20 protein-coding genes and 1 pseudogene are annotated in these 20,426 nt (G+C 70.8%); 9 read left to right on the top strand and 12 right to left on the bottom strand.

Annotated features, from left to right (window positions below):
- Positions 1-21: 21 nt before the first annotated feature.
- Entirely contained in the window at positions 22-1,245 is a 1,224-nt protein-coding gene (locus OG965_RS05530) for a citrate/2-methylcitrate synthase (RefSeq protein WP_371649705.1), read from the bottom strand.
- Positions 1,246-1,346: 101 nt separating this feature from the next.
- Here OG965_RS05530 and OG965_RS05525 point away from each other — a divergent pair, with 101 nt between their 5' ends.
- Complete coding sequence (locus tag OG965_RS05525) at positions 1,347-2,495, top strand: citrate synthase (RefSeq protein WP_371649703.1); 1,149 nt, start codon at positions 1,347-1,349, stop codon at positions 2,493-2,495.
- A 197-nt stretch (positions 2,496-2,692) separates the two neighbouring features.
- On the opposite strand, the gene OG965_RS05520 is transcribed toward OG965_RS05525, so the two are convergent.
- From OG965_RS05520 to OG965_RS05510, 3 genes are all read right to left on the bottom strand, one after another.
- On the bottom strand, positions 2,693-3,142 hold the full coding sequence (locus OG965_RS05520; protein WP_371649701.1) for a hypothetical protein: 450 nt from the start codon (positions 3,140-3,142) through the stop codon (positions 2,693-2,695).
- 59 nt (positions 3,143-3,201) lie between these two features.
- Positions 3,202-4,470, bottom strand: a complete 1,269-nt coding sequence (locus tag OG965_RS05515) for a hypothetical protein (RefSeq protein WP_371649699.1) — start codon at positions 4,468-4,470, stop codon at positions 3,202-3,204.
- 195 nt (positions 4,471-4,665) lie between these two features.
- A complete protein-coding gene (locus tag OG965_RS05510) occupies positions 4,666-5,865 on the bottom strand; it encodes a phosphatidylserine/phosphatidylglycerophosphate/cardiolipin synthase family protein (RefSeq protein WP_371649697.1) in 1,200 nt (399 codons plus the stop codon).
- Between the two features lie 489 nt (positions 5,866-6,354).
- Here OG965_RS05510 and OG965_RS05505 point away from each other — a divergent pair, with 489 nt between their 5' ends.
- Genes OG965_RS05505 through OG965_RS05495 form a run of 3 tightly spaced genes read left to right on the top strand, consistent with a single transcriptional unit; the run spans position 6,355 to position 7,944 of the window.
- Positions 6,355-6,510 carry a hypothetical protein gene (locus OG965_RS05505; protein ID WP_371649695.1) on the top strand — a complete coding sequence of 52 codons (156 nt, stop codon included), beginning with the start codon at positions 6,355-6,357 and terminating at the stop codon, positions 6,508-6,510.
- Entirely contained in the window at positions 6,507-7,097 is a 591-nt protein-coding gene (locus OG965_RS05500) for an RNA polymerase sigma factor (RefSeq protein WP_371649693.1), read from the top strand. The genes OG965_RS05505 and OG965_RS05500 overlap by 4 nt, the downstream gene beginning before the upstream one ends.
- Positions 7,081-7,944, top strand: coding sequence for a hypothetical protein (locus tag OG965_RS05495; protein ID WP_371649691.1), 864 nt, complete (start codon positions 7,081-7,083; stop codon positions 7,942-7,944). Before OG965_RS05500 ends, OG965_RS05495 begins: the two co-directional genes overlap by 17 nt.
- On the opposite strand, the gene OG965_RS05490 is transcribed toward OG965_RS05495, so the two are convergent.
- The 3 genes from OG965_RS05490 to OG965_RS05480 all read right to left on the bottom strand — a co-directional run bounded on the left by OG965_RS05490 (position 7,941) and on the right by OG965_RS05480 (position 10,585).
- Positions 7,941-8,519, bottom strand: coding sequence for a dienelactone hydrolase family protein (locus OG965_RS05490; protein WP_371649689.1), 579 nt, complete (start codon positions 8,517-8,519; stop codon positions 7,941-7,943). The genes OG965_RS05495 and OG965_RS05490 overlap by 4 nt on opposite strands.
- A gap of 98 nt (positions 8,520-8,617) precedes the next feature.
- Positions 8,618-9,460: an ATP nucleotide 3'-pyrophosphokinase gene (locus OG965_RS05485; protein ID WP_371649687.1), complete on the bottom strand. Its 843-nt coding sequence runs from the start codon at positions 9,458-9,460 to the stop codon at positions 8,618-8,620.
- Between the two features lie 192 nt (positions 9,461-9,652).
- Positions 9,653-10,585 (bottom strand): GDSL-type esterase/lipase family protein, encoded by a 933-nt coding sequence (locus OG965_RS05480; protein ID WP_371649685.1) that lies wholly within the window; start codon positions 10,583-10,585, stop codon positions 9,653-9,655.
- Between the two features lie 345 nt (positions 10,586-10,930).
- Here OG965_RS05480 and OG965_RS05475 point away from each other — a divergent pair, with 345 nt between their 5' ends.
- The 4 genes and pseudogenes from OG965_RS05475 to OG965_RS05460 all read left to right on the top strand — a co-directional run bounded on the left by OG965_RS05475 (position 10,931) and on the right by OG965_RS05460 (position 13,605).
- Entirely contained in the window at positions 10,931-11,614 is a 684-nt protein-coding gene (locus OG965_RS05475; RefSeq protein ID WP_371649683.1) for a GNAT family N-acetyltransferase, read from the top strand.
- Positions 11,615-11,675: 61 nt separating this feature from the next.
- Positions 11,676-12,575, top strand: a complete 900-nt coding sequence (locus OG965_RS05470) for an aminoglycoside phosphotransferase family protein (RefSeq protein ID WP_371649681.1) — start codon at positions 11,676-11,678, stop codon at positions 12,573-12,575.
- A gap of 200 nt (positions 12,576-12,775) precedes the next feature.
- Positions 12,776-13,094, top strand: a pseudogene (locus tag OG965_RS05465) (transcriptional regulator); the annotation flags it as partial.
- Positions 13,095-13,170: 76 nt separating this feature from the next.
- On the top strand, positions 13,171-13,605 hold the full coding sequence (locus OG965_RS05460; RefSeq protein ID WP_371649679.1) for an NUDIX hydrolase: 435 nt from the start codon (positions 13,171-13,173) through the stop codon (positions 13,603-13,605).
- Positions 13,606-13,668: 63 nt separating this feature from the next.
- On the opposite strand, the gene OG965_RS05455 is transcribed toward OG965_RS05460, so the two are convergent.
- The 4 genes from OG965_RS05455 to OG965_RS05440 all read right to left on the bottom strand — a co-directional run bounded on the left by OG965_RS05455 (position 13,669) and on the right by OG965_RS05440 (position 18,001).
- The gene (locus OG965_RS05455) at positions 13,669-14,133 is read right to left on the bottom strand and encodes a hypothetical protein (RefSeq protein ID WP_371649677.1); all 465 of its coding nucleotides are present in this window, start codon (positions 14,131-14,133) and stop codon (positions 13,669-13,671) included.
- Positions 14,134-14,186: 53 nt separating this feature from the next.
- Complete coding sequence (locus tag OG965_RS05450; protein ID WP_371649675.1) at positions 14,187-15,443, bottom strand: hypothetical protein; 1,257 nt, start codon at positions 15,441-15,443, stop codon at positions 14,187-14,189.
- A gap of 171 nt (positions 15,444-15,614) precedes the next feature.
- Complete coding sequence (locus OG965_RS05445) at positions 15,615-17,447, bottom strand: choice-of-anchor A family protein (protein ID WP_371649673.1); 1,833 nt, start codon at positions 17,445-17,447, stop codon at positions 15,615-15,617.
- Between the two features lie 149 nt (positions 17,448-17,596).
- Positions 17,597-18,001 carry a DUF4440 domain-containing protein gene (locus tag OG965_RS05440; protein ID WP_371649671.1) on the bottom strand — a complete coding sequence of 135 codons (405 nt, stop codon included), beginning with the start codon at positions 17,999-18,001 and terminating at the stop codon, positions 17,597-17,599.
- A gap of 219 nt (positions 18,002-18,220) precedes the next feature.
- Between OG965_RS05440 and OG965_RS05435 the strand changes: the two genes are divergently transcribed.
- Positions 18,221-19,486 carry a serine hydrolase domain-containing protein gene (locus tag OG965_RS05435; protein ID WP_371649669.1) on the top strand — a complete coding sequence of 422 codons (1,266 nt, stop codon included), beginning with the start codon at positions 18,221-18,223 and terminating at the stop codon, positions 19,484-19,486.
- 79 nt (positions 19,487-19,565) lie between these two features.
- On the opposite strand, the gene OG965_RS05430 is transcribed toward OG965_RS05435, so the two are convergent.
- Positions 19,566-20,381: a hypothetical protein gene (locus tag OG965_RS05430; protein ID WP_371649667.1), complete on the bottom strand. Its 816-nt coding sequence runs from the start codon at positions 20,379-20,381 to the stop codon at positions 19,566-19,568.
- Positions 20,382-20,426 lie beyond the last annotated feature (45 nt).

Raw genomic sequence — 20,426 nt, 5'->3', positions numbered from 1 at the left:
CTTCGCACTCGTCCTCGCCCGTCACGGCAGCGGCTGTGGCGGGCGAGGGCCCGTGTAGTGGGCGCTGGGGCGCATCCGGAGCGGGTGTTCCTCGTACTCCTCCAGGGCGTGTGCGATCCAGCCCGCAGTGCGGGCCACCGCGAACACCGCCTCGCCCGCCTCGGCGGGCATACCGCACGCCACGCTGAACACGGCGAGCGCGAGATCGACGTTGGCGTGCAGCTCGGTGTGCCGGGCCGTCGTGGCGATCACGTCGTGGGCCGCGGCGAGCGCCTCCTCGGCCTGCGGAAGATCCGCGAGCAGCTTGAACAGGGCCTGGGCGCGCGGGTCTTCGCCCGGGTAGAGGCGGTGGCCGAGGCCGGGTACCCGGCGCCCCGAACGCAGATGGGCGGCGACCACGGGGGCCGCGCCGCCGCGCTCCAGGACCTCGGCGAGCATCTGGTGCGCGAGCCCGCTGGCGGCTCCGTGCAGCGGCCCGTCCAGCGCGCCGAGCCCCGCCGAGACGACCGCGTACGGATGGGCGCGCGCCGAGGCCGCGACCCGGGCTGCGAGTGTGGACGCGGCCAGGTCATGGTCGATCAACAGGGCGAGGGCTGTGTCCAGTACGTTGATCGACGCCTCGTCCGGGAGCCTGGGTGTGAGGCGGTGCCACAGCTGCCAGGCGAGCCGCTCCGCGCCGCGCTGCCGCTTGCCCGCCGTCGGCAGCGCCCCGACCAGTGTCGGGATCAGCATCCGGGCGCAGCCGAGCACCGCCGCCGGCTCCAGGTCGAAGCGGAGCGGATCGGCGGCCGAGACGGCGACCGCGGCGACCCGCAGCCGGTCCATGGTGCCGCTGTGCGCGGGCAGTGCACCGACCGCGAGGCGCGCCGCGTCGAGGAACTGCTGGGGCGCGGTGAACCGGGCGCCGCGCGGCAGCGTGCCGGTCCACACCCACTCCGCGACCTCCTCGAAGCCGTACGCCCCGGCGAGCTCGACCGCGTCGACCCCCCGGAAGTAGTAGCGGTCCTTGTCGATGAGCGTCAGCCCGGTACGGAAGTTCAGCTCGCCGCCGCGCGCGACGGGTTCGCGGCGGGCGCTGCGCCGGGCCAGCGCGTCGACCTCCTTGGCGTCGAAGGTCGAGCCCCGCCCGCCGGGCGCCCGCTCGCTGCTCAGCTGGCCGCGGCTGACATATGCGTACACCGTCTCCGGCTTCACACCGAGCCGTTCGGCCGCCTCGCGGGTGGTGAGTCGCGACTGATCCGTCATGGGGTCACCGTATCCAAGATCGATCAATGTTGATTCAATCAATATTGACAGCAATCTCGTCAATCATAGACAGTCGAATCAACATTGAGGGAGGAAGAGACATGTCGACCACTACCACGGCAGTACCCCGCGGACTCGCGGGCGTCGTCGTCACCGACACCGCACTCGGGGACGTCCGCGGCCGCGAGGGCTACTACCACTACCGCCAGTACTCGGCCGTCGAGCTCGCGCAGACCCGCGGCTTCGAGGACGTGTGGCACCTGATGTTCCACGGCGACCTGCCCGACGCCGCCGCCCTCGCGGACTTCACCGCCCGCACCGCGGCCCTGCGCCATCTGCCCCGCGAGGTGACCGACGCGCTGCCCGGCATCGCCGCGGCGGGCGCCGCCTCCGGACCGCTCGCCGGACTGCGCACCGCCCTCTCCCTGCTCGGCGCCGCCCAGGGGTTCCGGCCGGTCTACGACCTCGACGCCGACCGGCGCCGCGAGGACGCGCTCGCCGCCTGCGCCGCCGTCCCGACCCTGCTGACCGCGCTGTACCGCCTCGGCCAGGGGCTCGACCCCGTCGAGCCGCGCGACGACCTGTCGTACGCCGCCAACTACCTCTACATGATGACCGGTTCGCTGCCCGAGCCCGACCGCGTCCGGGCGATCGAGCGGTACCTCATCTCCACCGTCGACCACGGCTTCAACGCCTCCACGTTCACCGCGCGCGTCGTGGCCTCCACCGGAGCGGACATGGCGGCGTCCCTGGTCGCGGCCGTCGGGGCGCTCTCCGGCCCGCTGCACGGCGGCGCCCCCAGCCGCGCCCTGGACACCCTCGACGCCATCGGCTCCCCGGACCGCATCGACACGTGGGTGCGCGAGCGCGTCCTCGCGGGCGACCGGATCATGGGCTTCGGCCACCCCGTCTACCGCACCGAGGACCCGCGCTCACGCATGCTGCGCGGCATCGCCGAGGACATCGGCGGCCCGCTGGTCGCGTTCGCCGTCGAGGTGGAGAGTCAGGTGGAGGCGATCCTCGCCGAGCTGAAGCCGGGCCGGGAGCTGCACACCAACGTGGAGTTCTACGCGGGCGTGGTCATGGAGCTGTGCGGGGTGCCGCGCGAGATGTTCACCCCGACGTTCTGCGCGGCCCGGGTGGTCGGCTGGAGCGCCAACATCCTGGAGCAGGCGGCGGACTCGAAGATCATCCGCCCGGCGGCCCGCTATGTGGGCCCGCCCACGCCGCAGCCCGTACCCGCGCTCTGAGTACGCCGAGAACCCCGCCCCGCCCGGCACTTGGCTCTCCCGGGAGCAGGCGGACAATGGATGTCCCCCTCCCGCGCCGGGGCCGGAACAGGGGATGGCCCCGGCGCCGCACTGCTCCCGCCGGGGCCGGGGCCTGGGCCTGAGCGGGAGTGGGTGCATCGGGACCCTCAAGGAGCGTCCCGATGCACGGACCCGCCTCAGCGCCAGATCGTCTGGACCGAGTCGAACTGGACCCAGGTGATCGGGTTGCCCGTGTTGGCGCCGTAGATGGTCACGGAACCGGCGGTGTTGACCTCGAAGCGGCAGGCGTTGATGCCCTGGCTGTTGTTGCGGGGCGCGGTGGCGCGGATGTACGAGGTCGGCCGGGCCATGGCGGCGGGCAGCGTGGCGATCTTCGTGTCGGCGGAGAAGCTGCCGGTGACGATGCCGCGGGCCTGCAGGAAGGTGGTGCCCGCGATGGTGACGAGGCGGACCTGCGGGGTCGAGCCGGTCTGCGCGGTGATGCCGGGCTCCAGGATCAGGTCGGCCCAGTCGCCGGCCTCCACGCCGGCGGCCGCCGCGGGGGAGGCGGTGGCGATGTTGGCGACGGCCACGGCGGCAGGTACGGCGAAGGCGGCACCGAGGATGCTGCGGCGGTTGTAGGACATGGTGGTTGGTCTCCTTGACGAGGCCTTGTGCGAGATGACGGAGAGGTCTGGGGGCGCGGTCAGCGCCAGACGGCGCTGAAGCTGTCGAGCTGGGCCCAGGTGATGGCGTTGGTGTCCCGTCCGCCGAACAGCCGCAGCGCGCGGTCGGTGCCGGCCTCGACCCGGGCGACGCAGTAGCCGCCGCTGTTGTTGCGCGGCACGTTGGCGCGGGCCTCGACGCTGGGAGTCAGCGTGTCGGGCAGGGTGCCGATGACCGCGTCGCCGTCGAAGGTGCCCTTGACTCCGCCGCTGAGCTGCAGCGTCGTGGTGCCGGCGACGCTGATGAGCCGGCCCTGGGGCGGGTTCAGGTCGGCGGTGACGCCCGAGGCGAGGGCGATCGGCTGCCAGTCGGTGAGCACCTTGACACCGTCGACCTCGGGGGTGTCGGGGATCGTCACGATGGTGCAGGTGCGCGGCCCGGGGTCCTCGCAGGCGAAGCCGAAGTGGAGGTTGGTGACGCCACCCCGCACGTCCACGTGCATGCCCTCGGGCTCACGCCACTCCAGCCCGGGCGCCGCGGTGATGAACTGCCGGGTCAGGACCGTTCCGGTCGCCCACTCCATGGCGGTGATGTAGGTGTTGCCCGGCGACGGGTTCCTGGTGCTCGTGCTGGACTCGCCGCTGAGCAGGTACAGCACGCCCTTGTGGGAGGCGTATCCCTGGAACACGCCCAGGTCCGTGGGCAGCTCGATACGCTGGAGCGGCTCGAAGACGCCCGCCGAGGCCTTGGCCAGGTCGTACCGCTCGACGTGCGTCCCGCCGTCGTAGAACCGCACCACGAGCTCGTTGGCGCTGCGGTCGATGGTGGGGGTGGCGAAGAGCGCGCCCGGCGTGGGGCGGTACGGCTTGGCGTGCAGCGAGGAACCGTAGTCCAGGACCGTCCCCGACCGGAAGTCGAAGTTGGTGATGGAGGTGCCGAAGCCCTCGTTCTTGCTGTTGGGCTGCGACGCGGTCTCGGTCCACAGGCGGATGACGCCGCCCCGGTTCTCGACGCCGAGGTTGACGCCGTGGCCGAAGCCCCGCAGATACATGTATCCGGTGATGGCGCCCGACCGGTTGAGGCGGGTCAGGCACATGTCGCCGTGCAGGTTGCGGGTGTCGTAGTCGACCGGCCCGGACTCCCCGCTGAGGGTCAGGCCGCCCTGCATCAGCTGGAGCACGAAGAGGTCGCCGGACACCGGCTCGGTGCTGAACGACTGCATCACGGTGCTGTTCTTGAGCGGGCGCCGGTGCAGCAGCTTGCCCACCGGTCCCGCGAGGTCTATCTGTCCTTCAATGGTGACGCTCAACGACGCCGCTCCTTCATACACGTTTCGGTGCTGCCGTGATCGGAACGGCGACAGTTTCGCACGGGCGTTCCCGCGAGGGGAGCCATGGTGCGCCGATGAAGGCCCGGGCCCCGACCGGCGCACCAGCAAGCCCGACATGTCACGAAAGGCCGCGGCCTCCGCCCGTCTCGGCCGCTCATTGTCAGCCGCTCGTCGTCAGCCGGTCAGGGTGGCCTTGGAGCGCATCGCGAGGAAGTTGCTCCGGTAGGCGTCGTGGGTCGCGGCGCCCTCGACGCGCAGCAGCGCCTCGTCGTTCTCCCGAAGGGAGGAGACGTCGAGGTTGTGGGACCCGGTGAAGGTCCACTTGGTGTCCGGGTGCCCCGCGTAGTTGCCCTCGACCAGCAGGTACTTGGAGTGCACGAACAGGTCGTCCGCCTCGCTGTCGGGTGTGCCGTTGTCGAGGTGGAGCTTGTACGGCTTGATCCGCGCGTGGTTGCCGAGGGCCGTGAGCTGGCTCGTCTCGTTGTAGACGACCTCGATCCAGCAGTCCTGGTCGGCCAGCTGCCTCAGCTTGTTCGCCACCTCGGCACGGGTGAAGGCGTAGGCGGCGACGCGGACGACCGTCTTGTGGGAGGCCGACCCGACCGTCGTGTTGCCCGTGCACGACACGTTGTTCAGCACGTCGACCATGAGGTCGCCGGTCTGCTGCGGGAAGAAGTAGTACTTCTCGCCCCCGGACGTGGTGCCCTGCCGGTAGTAGTCGGCGTTGCGGTTCTCGGCGGCGAGGTCGTTGAAGTACGCCGTGTACGCGGTGTACAGGTCGGTGTTGCCCACGGAGGTGTAGGCGTTGTTCCAGAACCGGGAGGTGTTCGCCGCGGTCTGGTTGGCGGACGTCTGGATCACCACGTCCTCGGCGACACCGGCATCTCCCACCCGGGAGAAGAGGAAGAACTTGTTGTGGTTGATGTGGTTCTTGCTCGGGTCGAGCGTGGTGTCCGCGATGCACGCCCGGTCCTTCGGGCACACGTGCACCCAGGACGGCTGGGTCATGTCGTTGCCGAGGGCGGCCACCAGCTGGGCGGCGGCCGTGGAGGTGGAGAACGCCTGGTCCAGGACGACCCGGACCTGCACGCCCCGGTCGTGGGCGCGCGTCAGCGCGTCGCTGTAGCCGGTGTCGGTCAGGGCGTACATGGCGGCGCGCAGCGTACGCCCGCTCTGGGTGTTGTCTATCGCCCCGACGATGTGGTCCTTGATCGCGTTCTGCTCGGCCGCGGTGCCCTGCGGGTCGTTGAAGACCGTGCCCGTCGTGGGCATCGGCGCCGGGTCCGCCACGGCGGCCGGGGACGGGACGAGCAACGCGGCCAGGAGGGACCCGGCGAGCAACGCCGCGGCAGATATGCGTCTGATGTCTCTCACTCCTCGACAAAAGGTCGTTGACGAACTGCGCTGACAGAAGGAGTTGACAGAGGTCGTCGACAAAGATCGTTCCTGCTGTGAGCAGGTGCACGATAGCCCGCCGGGCCCGGCCCCCTGACGGCGTCCGCCGAAATCGGTTGCTTCGCACATCGTGTGTCTTGCGTCACATGAGACACGCGTGTCGCGTTGCTTTCGGTTTGCGCAATCGTGCGCGTCCCCGCTGCGCCGATCGCTCGAACGGCAGGTCAGGCCCCCGGTGTCGGACGGGACGGGTCCGCACCGCCGGTCCTTTCAGGGGGCGAGCGCACCGCTGCAAACGCATGTTCGTCCCCGGAACGCAAGTGCCCCGTGACCTTTCACGGTCCGCGGTTGCACATTCCGGCGCCGACGCACGTCATCTGTTCGAAGGCGCGCACCAGCGCCTTCCGGGGCCGTCGGGGGGCGGGACGGGCGGGCCCAGCCGTGCACCAGGAAGGAGCCGAAAGTCTCGTGACGATCGATCGGGTAGGCGATGTGGTCCTGGCAGTTCTCGCGATGCGGGTGTTCGGCCGCGACGCGGCCCTGTTACTGCGGCGCGCCGCCGCCGCGGGCGTACGGACGGGTGTGAGCGAGTTGCTCCGTACGGACGGAGAGGGAGACCGGTGAGCCAGGACTTCACGCACCGCGCGCCGGGCAGACCCGCGATGACGAACCAGCAACTTCCGGTGGACTTCAGCGCGTTCCACCACATGCACCGGCCCGTCTATCTGCGCTGGGCGCAGACCATCCTCAACCACCGCGCGGACGCCGAGGAAGCCGTCGACGCCGCCTTCGAACAGCTCCTGATGATCTGGACCGTGGTCCTGTCGAAGGAGAACCCCGCCGCGTATGCCTGGAGCGTGCTGCGCAGTCGCACCCTCGACCTGGCCCGCGCCCGCAAGCGGCGCCCGACCCTGCTGGAGGCGGCCGCCTTCGAGACCGTCGCCCTGGCCCACACCGCCGACCCCATCGGCCAGTTGGAGGAGAGCCTCGCGCTCTTCCACGCGGTACGCCAGCTCCCGCCGCGCCAGATGGACGTCATGCTCCTGCTCCACCTGCACGGCCTGACCCCCGCACAGGTCGGCGACCACCTCGGCATCACCGCGGCCGCCGTCCGCTCCACCGCCCGCCACGCCAAGCGCCGCCTGCGCCACACCCTCGGCCTCGCGGCCCAGCAGACCGAGGAGGGACACGCTGATGACATCGCCCATTGACGGAGTCCTCGCCCGTGCCCGCCTGTCCCACCAGCCCTGCACCGAGGCCGACGTCGACGCCGCCGAACAGCGCCTCGCCGCCCGGGCCGCCGCTCCGCCGCCCACCGTTCCGGCCCGGGCGGGCCGCCACCGGCTGTCCGCCTGGCGGGCACTCCTTTCCGAGCCGGGGCCGCCGCTGGACGAGGTGTGCGCGGCCCAGGACCTCACCGTCGTCTGCGAGATGTTCGTCATCCACCCCGACGCCCTCGACGACCTCAAGCTCTTCTTCGCCCGCGCGCTGCCCGAGCCGGCCGGCGCCCGCATCCTGGGCTGCATGCTGCATCTGACCGGCCGCCCCGAATCCGCCCGCTTCTGGTGGCAGTACGCGGCCGGCGCGGGCGACGCGGCCGCCACGTTCTGCCTCGGCCTGCACCACCGCGCCCTGGGCGAACACCCCGAGGCCGAGTGGTGGCACACCCAGGCCGACACCCTCAGCGCCCACGGCACGACCGTCGCGAACGTCGACCTGACCACCACGCTGCGCATCCTGCGCGCCCTGCGCACCGGCCCGCTGCCGGTGCCCGACCTGGTCCACGCCGTCCTCGACTACATACCCGCCGCGCTCTCGTACGTCGACGACGACCTCGACCTGCCGCTGCCCGACCCCGACTTCGCCGACCACATCACGGCCCTGACCGCCCACGCGGCCACCACGCGCTCCCCCCGCACACCATCCGGCCGCACCACGGCCCCCCTACCGGAACGCCCCACCCACGATCGTTCGACGTTCTTCACGACGGGATGGCCGGTGAACACGGGCGAGACATGGCCGCCCGGCCCTGCGGACAGGCCCTGGCTTGATCTTTAACGTTGGGCGTCGAGGAAGGTGAGCACGCGCTGTGTGAGCAGCGCGGCCGCCTCCTCGGTGTACGAGGGCAGACTGCTGTCGGCGAACAGGTGCTCCTTGCCCGGGTAGACGAACAGCTCCGCGTCCGGAGCCGACTCCACCAGGGCCCGGGCCGCGTCGATGTCACCCTCCTCCACGAAGGACTCGTCCCCTTCCATCCCGTGGATCTGGACCGGAACCCCCTGCGGCCAGGCGTCACCGAACTCCGTGACCGGGACGCAGGAGTGGAAAAGCAGCGCGCCCTTCGCGCCGGGCCGCGTCTGGGCGAGGGACTGCGCGGGCAGCACGCCGAGGGAGAAGCCCGCGTAGACCAGTTCGGCGGGCAGCCCTTCGGCGGCCGCCCGCCCCCGCTCGACGAGCGAGCCGAACCCCGTCTCCTGCGCGTGGGCCACACCGTCCGCCAGATCGTCGAAGACCCGCCCCTCGTACAGATCCGGGACATGGACGGTATGGCCGGCCGCCCTCAGCACCTCCGCGAAGACACGGACGCCGGAGGTCAGGCCCTGGGCGTGGTGGAACAGCAATACCTCGGCCATGTCTGTCCTTTCGTGTACGGAACTCGGGCGGCTCCACGGCTTCGAGTATTGCCGGAGGCACTGACATCCGCGGTCGGCCGGCTCAGCCGACGGTCACCTCAGCCGACGGGCTGGGGCCGCAGGGACGGCTGGGGCAGCCGGGGCACGAGAGGCGCCGGGGCGGTCAGGCGGTCGGCTCCCGCGGGGACCGGGACGGCGGCGAAGATCGCGTCCTGCTGAGCCTGGAGCTCCTTGGCCCGCTCGGGGGTCGTGCCGGGGAGGCGCTGCTCCTCGTACAACTTGTGCGTGGCCTCCTGGGCGTACTTGCTCGCCGGGGTGTGGAACTGCACCTCGAAGAGGTGCTCCGAACGAGGAGCCCGCCAAGCGGAGTTGATGGCCTTGTAGCCCTTGGCGCGGCCCCAGGTGTTGGACCACTTGGTGTTGTCGTTGCGCCAGGTGGACAGCAGGGAGGCGGCGATCGTGACGCCCTCGGTGTAGTGGCCCTCGGGCCACTGGAGGGTGTACCGCACCGAGTCGCTGATACCGGCCAGCGCGTCGTTCACCTGCTGCCCCGGGTGCTCAAGCAAGGAGGTGGCGACCTTGCGCTTGAGCGAGTCGGCCGACTTGAGGCGGTGGTCGAACCCGATGAGCTCGGCGCCGCTGAGCAGCGCGGCCGTCCTCACCTGGGGGCTGATGGAACGCTCGGCCTTCTTGGCCCGGTCGATGAAGGCGTCCACCTTGGCGTTGTCGGCGGCATTGAGCGACAGCCCGTCACCCGTCCAACCGCCGTCGTCCAGCGGCTCCTTGAACACGGGGGCGGATACGGGGGCGTTGACCGTACGGGCGGTTCCCGCACGCTCGACCGGGGGAGCCGCGGTCGCGCTCTGGATCGCGCCCATGCTCAGCGCCGCGGCCAGTGCGGCGGCGGTCGCGGCCCGCGAGACGGTACGACTGATGTTCATCGGTGCCTGGTGTTCCTCTCTCGGCGGCAGTCGTCCGTCGCCCGGGGGAGCCCCGGGCAACGGACGGTCTCTGACGAGAGACCCAACAGGAGGAAGCGGCGGCGAGTTGTCGCCTGGGCCCCAACCGGGCGAATGCTGGCCTGATCACACCGCAGGACGGCGTGATCCCGCAGGCGCGCCCGGTCGTTGGACTCAGCAGGCGAGAGCGGTGAGGTGCTGGTAGAGCGCCTCATGCCCGTCCGCCGCCGGGTGCAGGCCGTCGACCAGCAGGTCGGTCTTCTCGTACAGGGGCTCCCACATGTCGAGGTAGTCGATGTGGTTCTCCTGGCACCAGGCCTGTATCGCCTCGCGCAGGGCCAGCGCCCGGGCCTTGGTGAAGCACAGGCCGCTGTAGTCCCGGGTGCGTTCTTCGTCGAGCCACATCGGTCCGACGACGACGAGCCGCGCGTTGTGATCGAGGGCGGTGGCGGCGAGCGAGCCGAGACTGTCCGTGATGTGCGCGAGTCCGTCGTGCTCCGGGGCGGAGAGGGGCACGGCGGAGTCGTTGATCCCGGCGGCGACGACCAGGGTGTCGGGCAGGCGAGGCGCCAGCAGCGCCGGTGTCTGCTCGCTGACCTCGGCCAGGGTGCTGCCCGGGATGGCCAGGTTGAAGACCCGGTGTTCGGCCTCGTTCCCGGCGATGTGGGTGGCCGCCAGGCGGGCCGCCCATCCGCCCCGCGGATCGCAGCGCCCGTACGCGATGCTGTCGCCCACGATCACGATGCGCGCCGCCGGGCGCAGGGGTTTCGCGTCCAGGTAGGCCCAGGCGCTCTCCCCGGAGGAGAGGAGAACCCGCCGACGGACGTAGTCGTCGACTTCGTAGGCGTCGGCCGCGGCGAGGTCCTGGTCGGTGAGGCGCAGTACGGCGCCTTCGACGACGGCGCCGTACTTGCGCTCCAGCGTCAGATGTACGTCCAGGCCGCTGGTGGCGATCACGGACGGGTCGGTGATCGCCAGGGGCCTGGTCGTGCAGCCGACGAGTGATGCCGGAGAAGTGGGCACGGCCTGGCCGAAGAGGGCGGTCTGGACCCGCTCGTCCATCAGCGTGCCGAAGGAGAACAGGGCGTGAGGGCGTGAGGCGGTCACTTTGGGGTGCGGGGCCTTTCTTGAAGGGTTGATCAAGATCACCCTAACGGGCGCCGCGACCGTCGACTCCGGCGCTCCCGTGCCGCCTGCGCCCGGCTCACCTGGCGAGGTGGGTCTCGATGCGGACGATCGTGCGCGCGTTGTCCTCGAAGAGGTGCCCGTGCATCCCACCTCCCCGCTTTCACCCCGACGTCGGTATTCCTTAACGTGCCGGCCTCCCGCACGGCGACATATGGGGCACACACTGATCCACATCCCGCGCGCAACGGTGGTGACGACCATCCGCCGTGCCGTCGACCGGGGCTCGTCACCCTCCCCGCCCCTTCGCTCAAGGACGCAAGGCCCGTGCCCGAACTCGTCACCCTCCGCGGCCGTATCCTCCGGCTCGAACCGCTCGCCGAACATCACGTCGAGGCCCTGGCCCGAGCCGCCGCCGAAGATCGCAGCAACTATGCCTTCACGCCTGTGCCCTGTGGGGTGGAGGCGACGGAGCGGTACGTCGCCGACGCGCTGGCGGCTCGGGCGGCCGGACGGGCCCTGCCCTTCGCCACGGTGCGGGTCGCGGACGGCCGGGTCGTGGGCTCGACGCGCTTCTGCGAGCTGGACTACTGGCAGGGGCCGGTGTCCTGGCCGCCGGCCCCGCGCGGCCCGCTGGGGCCCGTGGCCACCGCGATCCCCGACGCGGCGGAGATCGGCGGCACCTGGCTCGCCGCCTGCGCCCAGGGCACGGGCATCAACACCGAGGCCAAGCTGTTGATGCTGCGGCACGCCTTCGAGACCTGGGGCGTCCGACGGGTGTCCCTGCGCGCCGACGCCCGCAACCTGCGCTCCCGCGCCGCGATCGAACGCCTCGGCGCGGCCCTCGACGGCGTACACCGGGCCCACTCCCGCGGTCTGGACGGCACGGTCCGCGGTACGGCGTTCTACTCGATCCTCGACGAGGAGTGGCCACGGGTGAGGGAACAGCTCGATCAGAGGGTTGGTACGGGCCCGAAGGCGACAGGCCTGCGCTCGCTCGTCCCGGCGTGAGGGGGAGCGTAGGGGAAAAGCGTTTGACGCCCACCGCCGTCCGGCGGTCGGATGGTGGCCCATGAGCACAGGGCAGATGCACCCCGACCTGCACCCCGTCGACGACGCACTCGTACGGCGGTTGATCGCCGGGCAGTTCCCGCAGTGGGCGGGGCTGCCGGTGGTGCGGGTTCCGTCCGGCGGGACGGTCAACGCCATGTACCGGCTGGGCGACAGCATGGTCGTACGGCTGCCGCTGGTGCCGGGCGGGGTGGAGGACGTGTCGACGGAGCAGCAGTGGCTGCCGCGCCTCGCCTCACTGCTGCTCACGCCCGTCCCCGAGGTGCTCGGAGCCGGGGAGCCGGCCGAGGGGTATCCGTGGGCCTGGTCGGTGTACCGGTGGCTGGCGGGGGAGAACCCCGAGGCGGGGGCGCTGAGCGAACCCGTGCTGCTGGCCGAGGATCTGGCCGGGTTCGTGGCGGCGATGCGGAGCATCACCCTGCCGGGGGCGCCGCCTGCCTACCGAGGCGGGCCGGTCGCCTCGCTCGACGCGTCGACCCGGGGGGCGATCGAGGAACTGCGCGGGATCCCGCAGGAGGGCGTCGACTGCGACGCCGCGCTCGCCGCGTGGGAGGACGCGCTGCGGGCCCCGGCCTGGGACGGGCCGCCGGTGTGGCTGCACGCCGATCTGATGCCGGGCAATCTGCTCGTGGACGGGGGCAGGCTGACCTCGGTGATCGACTTCGGGTGCATGGGGGTGGGCGATCCCGCCTGCGACCTCTTCCCCGCCTGGAACCTGTTGCCCACCGATGCGCGGAAGGTCTTCCGCGACGCGCTCGGCGTGGACGACGCGACCTGGATCCGCGGCCGCGGACGGACGCTCTCGCAGGCGTTGATCGCGCTGCCCCACTACCGGAAGACCAACCCGGCGATGGCGAACAACGCCCGGCACGTGATCCGGGCGGTGCTGGGAGAGGGCTGAGCTCCTCACCCGGCCGACGGCCCCAAGGCTCCCGAAGACTCCCTGGTGCTTCAACTTTGCGGCACGGAAGGCGTGTTGGCGGCGCCACCGCTCCGGTGTGCCAGGCGGTCCGCCGCACGTCGGCCCCGGCTCTCGACCGGAAGCACTCCGGTCGCCGCGGCCAGCCCGAAGGGCGGCATGTCGCCGTAGATCGACTCGTAGCCAGGAGGCTGCTCGGGAACCTGGGCTGGGCGACTGCCCGTGAGCTGGGCGGCCTGTCTCCCGACCACCGTGCGCTGGTGGTTCGCGGTGGCCACGCTCAGGCGGCTCGGTTACCCCTGGGACGCCGACCTGATGGAACCGTACGCCGAACTGATGCACCAAGTCGCCGTCCGCGACCTGGACTTCGTGGAGACCCGGTCCTTCGATGTGGAGAAGGTCGAGACCGCTGTGGCGGCCACGATCCTCTTCGAGCCGGTGCTGCGGGCGCTCCACCGGCTGGCCCAGGAAGAGGAGTCGGCCCGGCGGTACGGGTTGTAGAGCCGCCGCGTGCGTCGTATCGGCCGATGGCTAGAGTTCCCCGAGTTGTCGGTCGGTTCGATTCGAGGGGGAGTTGATGGCTGACGTGCGGATTCGTGTCTCCGCGTACGCGCTCGCGCTGGAGGAGGGGCGGTTGCTGCTGGCCAGGTTGTCGCAGTCGTCACCGGTCTTCGCTCCGGGGCTTTGGCACCTGCCGGGTGGCGGGATCGACCCGGGCGAGCAGCCGGTGGAGGCTCTCGCGCGCGAACTGCGCGAAGAGACCGGACGCGAGCTCGCCGGTGCACGGCTGGTCGACGCGCGGACGTATGCGGTCAGCCGGGGTGGCGTGGACTGGAACCTGACCGGGTTGTTCTACGCCGTCGAGCTCAAGAGCGACGGTGCCTCGGAGGTCGTCGAGACCGACGGCTCCACCGACGCGGTGAGCTGGATTCCACTGTCGGAGCTGCGTGATCCGATGCTTTCCCCGGCCGCCGCCGACGGGGTGCGCATGCTCGGCGACGGAGGTGTGTGAACCGCCTCGCGGCAGGGTGTCCGGCCGGGGTGGGGCGGCCCGTCCTGCCCCACCCCGATTCCGTCAGCGCAGCACCGACGAGAAGCTGTCGAGCTGGATCCAGGTGACCGGGTCCGTGGTCTGCGGGCCGTAGACCATCACGCGGCCCGACGTGTCGGCCTCGACGCGGGTGGCGTTGACGCCGAGGTGGTTGTTGCGCGGGCACACACCGCGGGTCGTCTTCGGCGGACGTATGGTCGCCGGGAGAGTGCCCAACTGCGCGTCGGCGGAGAAGTTGCAGGTGATCACCCCACGCAGCTGGAGGAACTCGGTGCCAGCGATGCTCACCACCCGCGCCTCGGCGGGCGTGCCCGCACCCGCGGAGACGCCCGCGGCCAACGCGATCGCCGTCCAGTCCACGACGACCTGGACTCCGGTCGTGGCCGCGGCGGCGGGCGAGGCGGTGAGCAGCGGCACACCGACGGCCGCGGTGGGTACCGCGAGGGCCGTGGCGAGCAGGGAGCGGCGGCTGGTGGTGCGCGAGGGCATGGTCGATCCTCCGGATCGCGAGAGGTGGTGGGGGTGTCCGAGGTCCGGCGCCGTCATCGCCAGGCGGCCGAGAAGCAGTCGAGGTCGATCCACGAGATGGCGTTGTCCGCGGTGGCGCCGAACGCCCACAGCTCGCCGAGCTTGTTCGCCTCGACCCGGCACACCCCCACCCCGTAGTACATGTTGCGCGGGGTGTTCTGCCGTACGGGCCGGGTGGGGAAGAGCCGCTGCGGCAGCGTGGCGATCAGCGCGTCAGCGGTGAGCTTGCAGGTGAGCGTGCCGCGCAGCTGGAGGTACGTGGTGTCGGCGAGGGCGACCAGGCGGCCGCGCGGAGCCTCGGCGCCCGCCGTGACCCCGGCGGCGAGGGTGAGGTTCTCCCAGCCGGAGAGCACCTTCACACCGTCGACCGCCGGCTGCGTCGGGTACCAGCCGATGGTGACGTTGCGCCGCCCGGTGGTTCCCGGGACGGTGTCGCTGAAGCCGAACAGCAGCCGGGTCTCGCCGGTTGCGGGGTCCGCCTCGACGGCCAGCCCCTCCGGCTCGCGCCGCTCAAGACCGTCGGCGCCGGTGACCACCTGCGAGTCGAGCTTCGTCTTCGAGTCCAGGGAGTACGACGTGATGTACGCGGTACCCGGGTAGGTCGTGACCGGGTCCTTCTTCCACTGGTAGAGGTACAGGACGCCGCCCAGGGCGGTGTAACCCTGGAAGGTGAGTCCCGATTCCGCGCCCGTCGGCAGCTCGAAGGTGCTGCCCACCTCGACCCACTCGCCCTGCGCCGCCTTGGCCAGGTCATAGCGGGTGAAACACCGCACACTGCCCTTGAAGTAGACGATCGTCAGGGTGTTGTTGGCGAGGTCCACCGACGGGCCGGTGCTCCGTCCGCCCGGCGGGCAGAACTTCTTCGAAGCGGGCACGTCGGCCTGGTCCAGCGTGGCCCCGTCGACGAAGGGGAACCGGGTGACGGCCGTACCGAAGGCGTTGCTGACACCGTCATTGGGGGAAACCGGTCCGACCTCGGTCCACAGGTAGGTGTCGGTCCCGACCGGCTCGGCGCCCATCGAGATCCCGTGCCCGAAGCCCGTGAGGTACATGCTGCCCGTCAACCGGCCGGTGTTCCGGTCGATCCGGTTGAGATACATGTTCCCGAGCGGCGTCTTGGCGGCGCTCTCCATCTGGAGCACGAAGACGTGCCCGTTGACCGGGTCGGAAGCGATCGCCTGCGGAGCGGGGTTCTTCGTCAACGGCACGGTCTGGATGAGCTTGCCGGTCACCCCGGACAGGTTGATCCCGTTTATGTCGGTAATGGCCATGGATTCCCCTTCTGTGGGGCGCGATCCGGCCCCACCGACCGAGATCGTACGCATGTGCCACACCGGGAATGCGCCAGAGCGGCCGCGCTGCCGTAGGGCATACGACAGCGCGGCCGCCCTGGAGGGGACCGGTCCGTTCCGGCCGGTCACCCGGTCATCCGGTCGCGGGCGTCAGCGAGGTCCGCCCTTCCCGCCCTTGCCCCCCTTGTCGGGCTCTCCGCGCTGGTTGGTGAGCTTGACGGTGACGCCCCTGGACGCGTTGGCGGCGGTCACCTCATGGGGGCCGCTGACCCGGTTCCGCGGCAGGACATACCCCTCGGGCACGGCCGTCTCCTGGAGGTAGTACGAGCCGAGGGCCAGGTCCGCGAAGACGCACCGGCCCGCGTTCCCGGTCGCGCAGCCGGGTCCTACCGGGGTGTCGGGCGTGGTCCCCGAGGTCTGCAGTCCGGCGACTCCGTTGGTCTCGTGCCACAGCCGGAACACCGCCCCCGCGAGCGGCCTGCCGGTCTCGGCGTCCGTCTTGTCGACGGTGATGGATCCCTTCGGCACGACGTGCCGGTGGTTGGCCGCGGTCACCGAGACACCCCTGGAGGCGTTGGCCTCGGTGAGGACGAGTGGCCCGAAGTGTGCGGGGGAGGGGAGGTCGTAGCCTTCGGGGGCCTTGGTTTCCACCCAGTAGTAGGTGCCCGGCGGGACGGTCCGTGTGCAGGCCCCGGAGCCGTCGGTGGTACAGGGGGTGCCCAGGTGGGTGTCCGGCTTGGTGCCCGAGGTCTGGAGCCCGGTGGTCCCGTTGGTCTCCTCCCACAGCTCGAAGACCGCCCCGGCGAGCGGCCTGCCCGTGGCGTGGTCCGTCTTGAGGACCTTCACCTCGCCCTCGGTGGGCGCGGTGGCACAGTCGGGCAGGTTCCCGTCGAAGGGGTAGTTGTGGAACTCCTGGCCACCGCCGCCCGACGGCGGGCTGGTGTGGGTGAGCGAACCGGTGGTGAAGAAGCGCCCGTTGATGCCGGGCAGACTCACCGTCGCCAGGGACGCCTGGTCGCCGATCAGCACGCTGCCCTGGAACTGGCCGGTGCCCTTGAAGCCGACGGAGGTCGCGTCGGGGAAGTTCCACAGCAGTCGGCTGCGCAGGTGGTTGAACGCGCTGGAGTCGTCGATCGTGCCGCTGTAGGTGTTGATGGTCCGGCTGCTGCCGAGCATGTTGACCAGCACGGTCGCCCCGGTCGGGATGCGGGCGAAGCGAATGCCCTCCTGGCCGCCGCTCGCGCTCTGCATGTCGAAGTCCACGTTGAACACCTGGAGCATGGAGGTGCCGTCACCGGTGAACAGGGTCTCCCCGCCGGAGTGGACGGCCGTCCCGGTGGGTGTACGGGTGACTCCGCCGGGGTGCGCGTAGCACTTGCTGGCGTCGGTGAGCTGCCCCCGCAGCGCGGTGTACGGCTTGGCCGCGTCCGCGTCGTGGACGTTGCGCTGGGAAGCGATGGTCCCGGTGGCGGAGCCCGCGTGGCGTACGACGCCCTGCTCGGCGAGCAGCCGCTGCCCGGTCGCGACGGTGACGTTGCCGCCGGTGGTCAGCCAGTCCGCGCCGACCGGCGGAGCGACCCGCGAGCCGACCCCGGCCTCGCCGACGTTGTAGATGCCGCTGACACCCGCGGCCTTGTGCTGGTCGAAGGTGCCGAGCACGACGACCCGGCCCTCGGCTTCGGCGGCCTTCTCCCGTACGTTGAAGTCACCGCCGACGTATACGTTGATGCCGTTGTCGCGGTACCGGATGGGGCCGTTGTGGATGGGCGGGTAGCCGTCGGGGGGACAGTTGCCCGGCACGCACGGGCCGAGCCCGCCGGGCAGCGGTCCGGCGGCCAGGACGGCCCCGGTGGGGGACGCCTGCTGCCCGCCGCCGGGCAGGGCCGTCGCCGTCGCGGGAAGAGCGGCCACGGACAGCACGGCCGCGGTCAGCAGGGGCCTGAGGGATCTCGCGCCGGGACGGGCCAGGGAGAGACGGAACACCGGAACAACCAGCTCCTCGAAAGTGGGATGCCCCCGTCGTGCCCAGGCTCACACACCCCCTGTCGCCACCGAGCGAACCGGCGGGTGTCGCAGCTGAAGACCACCGCAAAGGACCATCGCCACCACTGTCCGACCGGCCAAAGGGCCTGCTACACGTCGTCCCAGGCCATCGAGCTCAACTTCCAGCCGGCAGGTGTGCGGACGAACTGGGTGGTCTTGTGGCCGGAGCCCTCGAACCACTCGCCGTTGAGGAAACCGGACTTGCGGTACTCGCTGAACCGGTGGGCGATCGAACCGAAGATCTCGGTCCGCTCGGCCACCTCCCATTCGGAGAACTCCGTCAGCGTCCCGTCGGTGAGGATCTTCTCCCGGGGCTCGATGAACGTGTCGAGGTCGTAGACCACGAGCTTGCCCCCGACGTTGCTGATGATCATCCCCTGCGGGATGAACACCTCGCGGATGACATCGACGTCGGGGCGGGTGCCTCCGGTGTTGGTGAACGCACCGAGGAAGGTGCGTATCAACTGGTCGAGCTCGGCTTTGACGTCGGACACGACTGTCCCTTCCACGGGTGAACGCCTGGCGCTTGATCGTCGCCTACGGCTGGTGTGTCGGCAAGGCCCGGGCGGGACGGTCCGTTGACTCGACTCCCATTGGGGTGAAGCTGCCCGCGATCCGGCCCGAAGCGTCCCGACCTATACGATCTTGGATGTACGAGTGCTACGCAGGCCGGGGCACTGACCAAGTCGCCGGGGAACAGGGGTACTTCTCATATGGCTGGAATCACGATCGCGCGTTCGGTGACCACACTCACCGCCACCGTGGCGCTCATGGCCGGGAGCGCCGTGGGCGCGTCCGCCGTGCAAAGCCCGGCCGAGCAGGATGCGTCGGGGGTGCGCGCCGCTCTGCAGCGCGTCGTGGACGCGGGGGCGCCGGGCGCGTTCGCGGTGATCCGCGACCACGGCAACCCCGAGCGGGGCCGGACGCTGACAGTCGGCAAGGCCGACCTCGGCGGTACGCCGATGAACGCGGCCCTTCGGTTCCGCGTGGGCAGCAACTCCAAGATGTTCACCTCGGTCCTGGTGATGCGCCTCGCCGAGCAGGGACGCATCGACCTGGACAAGCCGCTGCGCGAGTACCTGCCCGCCGGGACGCTCCCCGAGAGCTGGTCGATCACCGCACGCCAGGTCATGGAGCACCGCGCCGGTGTGTACGACCACACCAACGACCTCCTCGAACAGAGCGGGGAGGAGACCACCGCGGTCTTCGAGAAGCGCATCCGGAACAACGTCTACGAGCCCAAGGACCTCGTGGCGATGTCGGTGAAGCACGGTCTGCAGTACACCCCGGGGACGGCGTACGCGTATTCGAACACCGACTTCGTGCTGATGGGTCTCGCCGCCGAGCACCTCACCGGGCGCCCCTACGCCGAGCTGCTGCGCGAGCAGATCTTCGAGCCGCTGAAGCTGCGTCAGACGACCTTCACCGTGCCCGAGAAGACCATCGCCGGCCCGCACGTCACCGGCTATCTGACCAACGACGACCGCACCAAGCCGCTCCTCGACTCGACCGAGCAGACCGCGTCGTGGGTCTGGAGCGCGGGAGGCGTGGTCTCCTCCGCCCGTGACCTCGACCGTTTCATGACCGCTCTGCTCGCCGGAAGCTCCGGCGGGCTGGTCTCCGACGAGTCGCTGCGGCAGATGACGAGCGTGCTTCCCACCAGCACGGCGAAGATCAGCTACGGCCTGGGGATCAGGGAGATCGCGCTCTCCTGCGGCAAGGTGCTCGGCCACGGCGGAATCGTCCAGGGCTACCAGACGCAGACGTTCTCCACCCCGGACGGGAAGCGCACGGTCGTCCTCTTCGCGAACGCCTCCAACAACGGCGCGGTCACCAGCGGTTTGACGAACACGCTGGAGCCCGCGTTCTGCGGCAAGGCACCCACCGCCCCCGCACCGCGGCGCTCGATCACCGGAAACGGCAACGCGGACAGGGACGACAGCCGCTGGATCCCGGCCGTCGAGGACACCCGCATCTGACCCGTGCGTAGATGGGTGCCCGCTACCGGTGACGGTGGCGGGCACCCGCGCTCGGGAAGCGAGCACACGGGACACGTGCTCAGGCCGCCGGGAGCTGGTCGTACGTCTTGAAGGTGTAGTACGCCGTGTACGTAACCTTGCTTTCGCCGGTCTTGGCGGGCAGGCCGAAGCGGTGGTTCACCCTGTGCGTGAGCGGTCCGCAGTCGGTGGCGGCCGGGACGGTCAGGGTCTGGTCGTACGCGCTGAAGCGGACCAGCGGCGGGTTCTCCGACAGCCAGGTGCTGGGGCCGTCCTTGCGCAGGTGGAGCGCGACCGGGCGGGCGTCCGTGCCGATGGTGCACCGCTCGCCGAGCAACGGCGAGACGAGCCGGAACTTCATGTCCAGGGCGCCCTTGTCGGTGCCGGTGCCCAGGAAGTCCGAGTAACCGCCGTACTCGGGCTGGATGGCCAGGCCGAGGAGCGGGTTGCGGCCGGCCGGGTCCGCGGCCCGGCCCAGCAGGCCGCCGGGCACCGGGGTCGTGTCGGCCCGCAGCGTCCCGAAGACCTGCCCGAACGTGCCGTCCGGCAGCGGCCCTTCGGCGTGCGTCAAGGTGATCGGCTTCATGTCCGGGACGGCGATCCCGCCGAGCTTGAAGTGCGAGTAGCCGACGGTCACCTCACAGCGCCACTTGTTCCGGTCGACGCCGGCGGGGAGGTCGGTGGGGCAGTCTCTGTAGTCGACGTGCGAGAACACGTCCGAGGCTGGGTCGGTGGGGTCGGCCGCGCCCTGGGCGAGGGCCGGGGCCTGCGCGGCCGTGGCGAGGAGGGCGACGGCGGCGGCCACGGTCCCGACTCCCGCTGCGGCGCGGCCCGTTCGCCGGTTCCGGGCCACGGTCTTCGTCTTGTTCGTCTTCATACCGTTGATCCTGGTGTCCGACCGGCACCCGATCATCGGGGACGA

Origin of the sequence: Streptomyces sp. NBC_00224 (genome assembly GCF_041435195.1) — a bacterium.
Classification (GTDB): Bacteria; Actinomycetota; Actinomycetes; order Streptomycetales; family Streptomycetaceae; genus Streptomyces.
The sequence above is the reverse complement of the archived record's forward strand: the minus strand, read 5'-3'. Positions and strand labels throughout refer to the sequence as shown.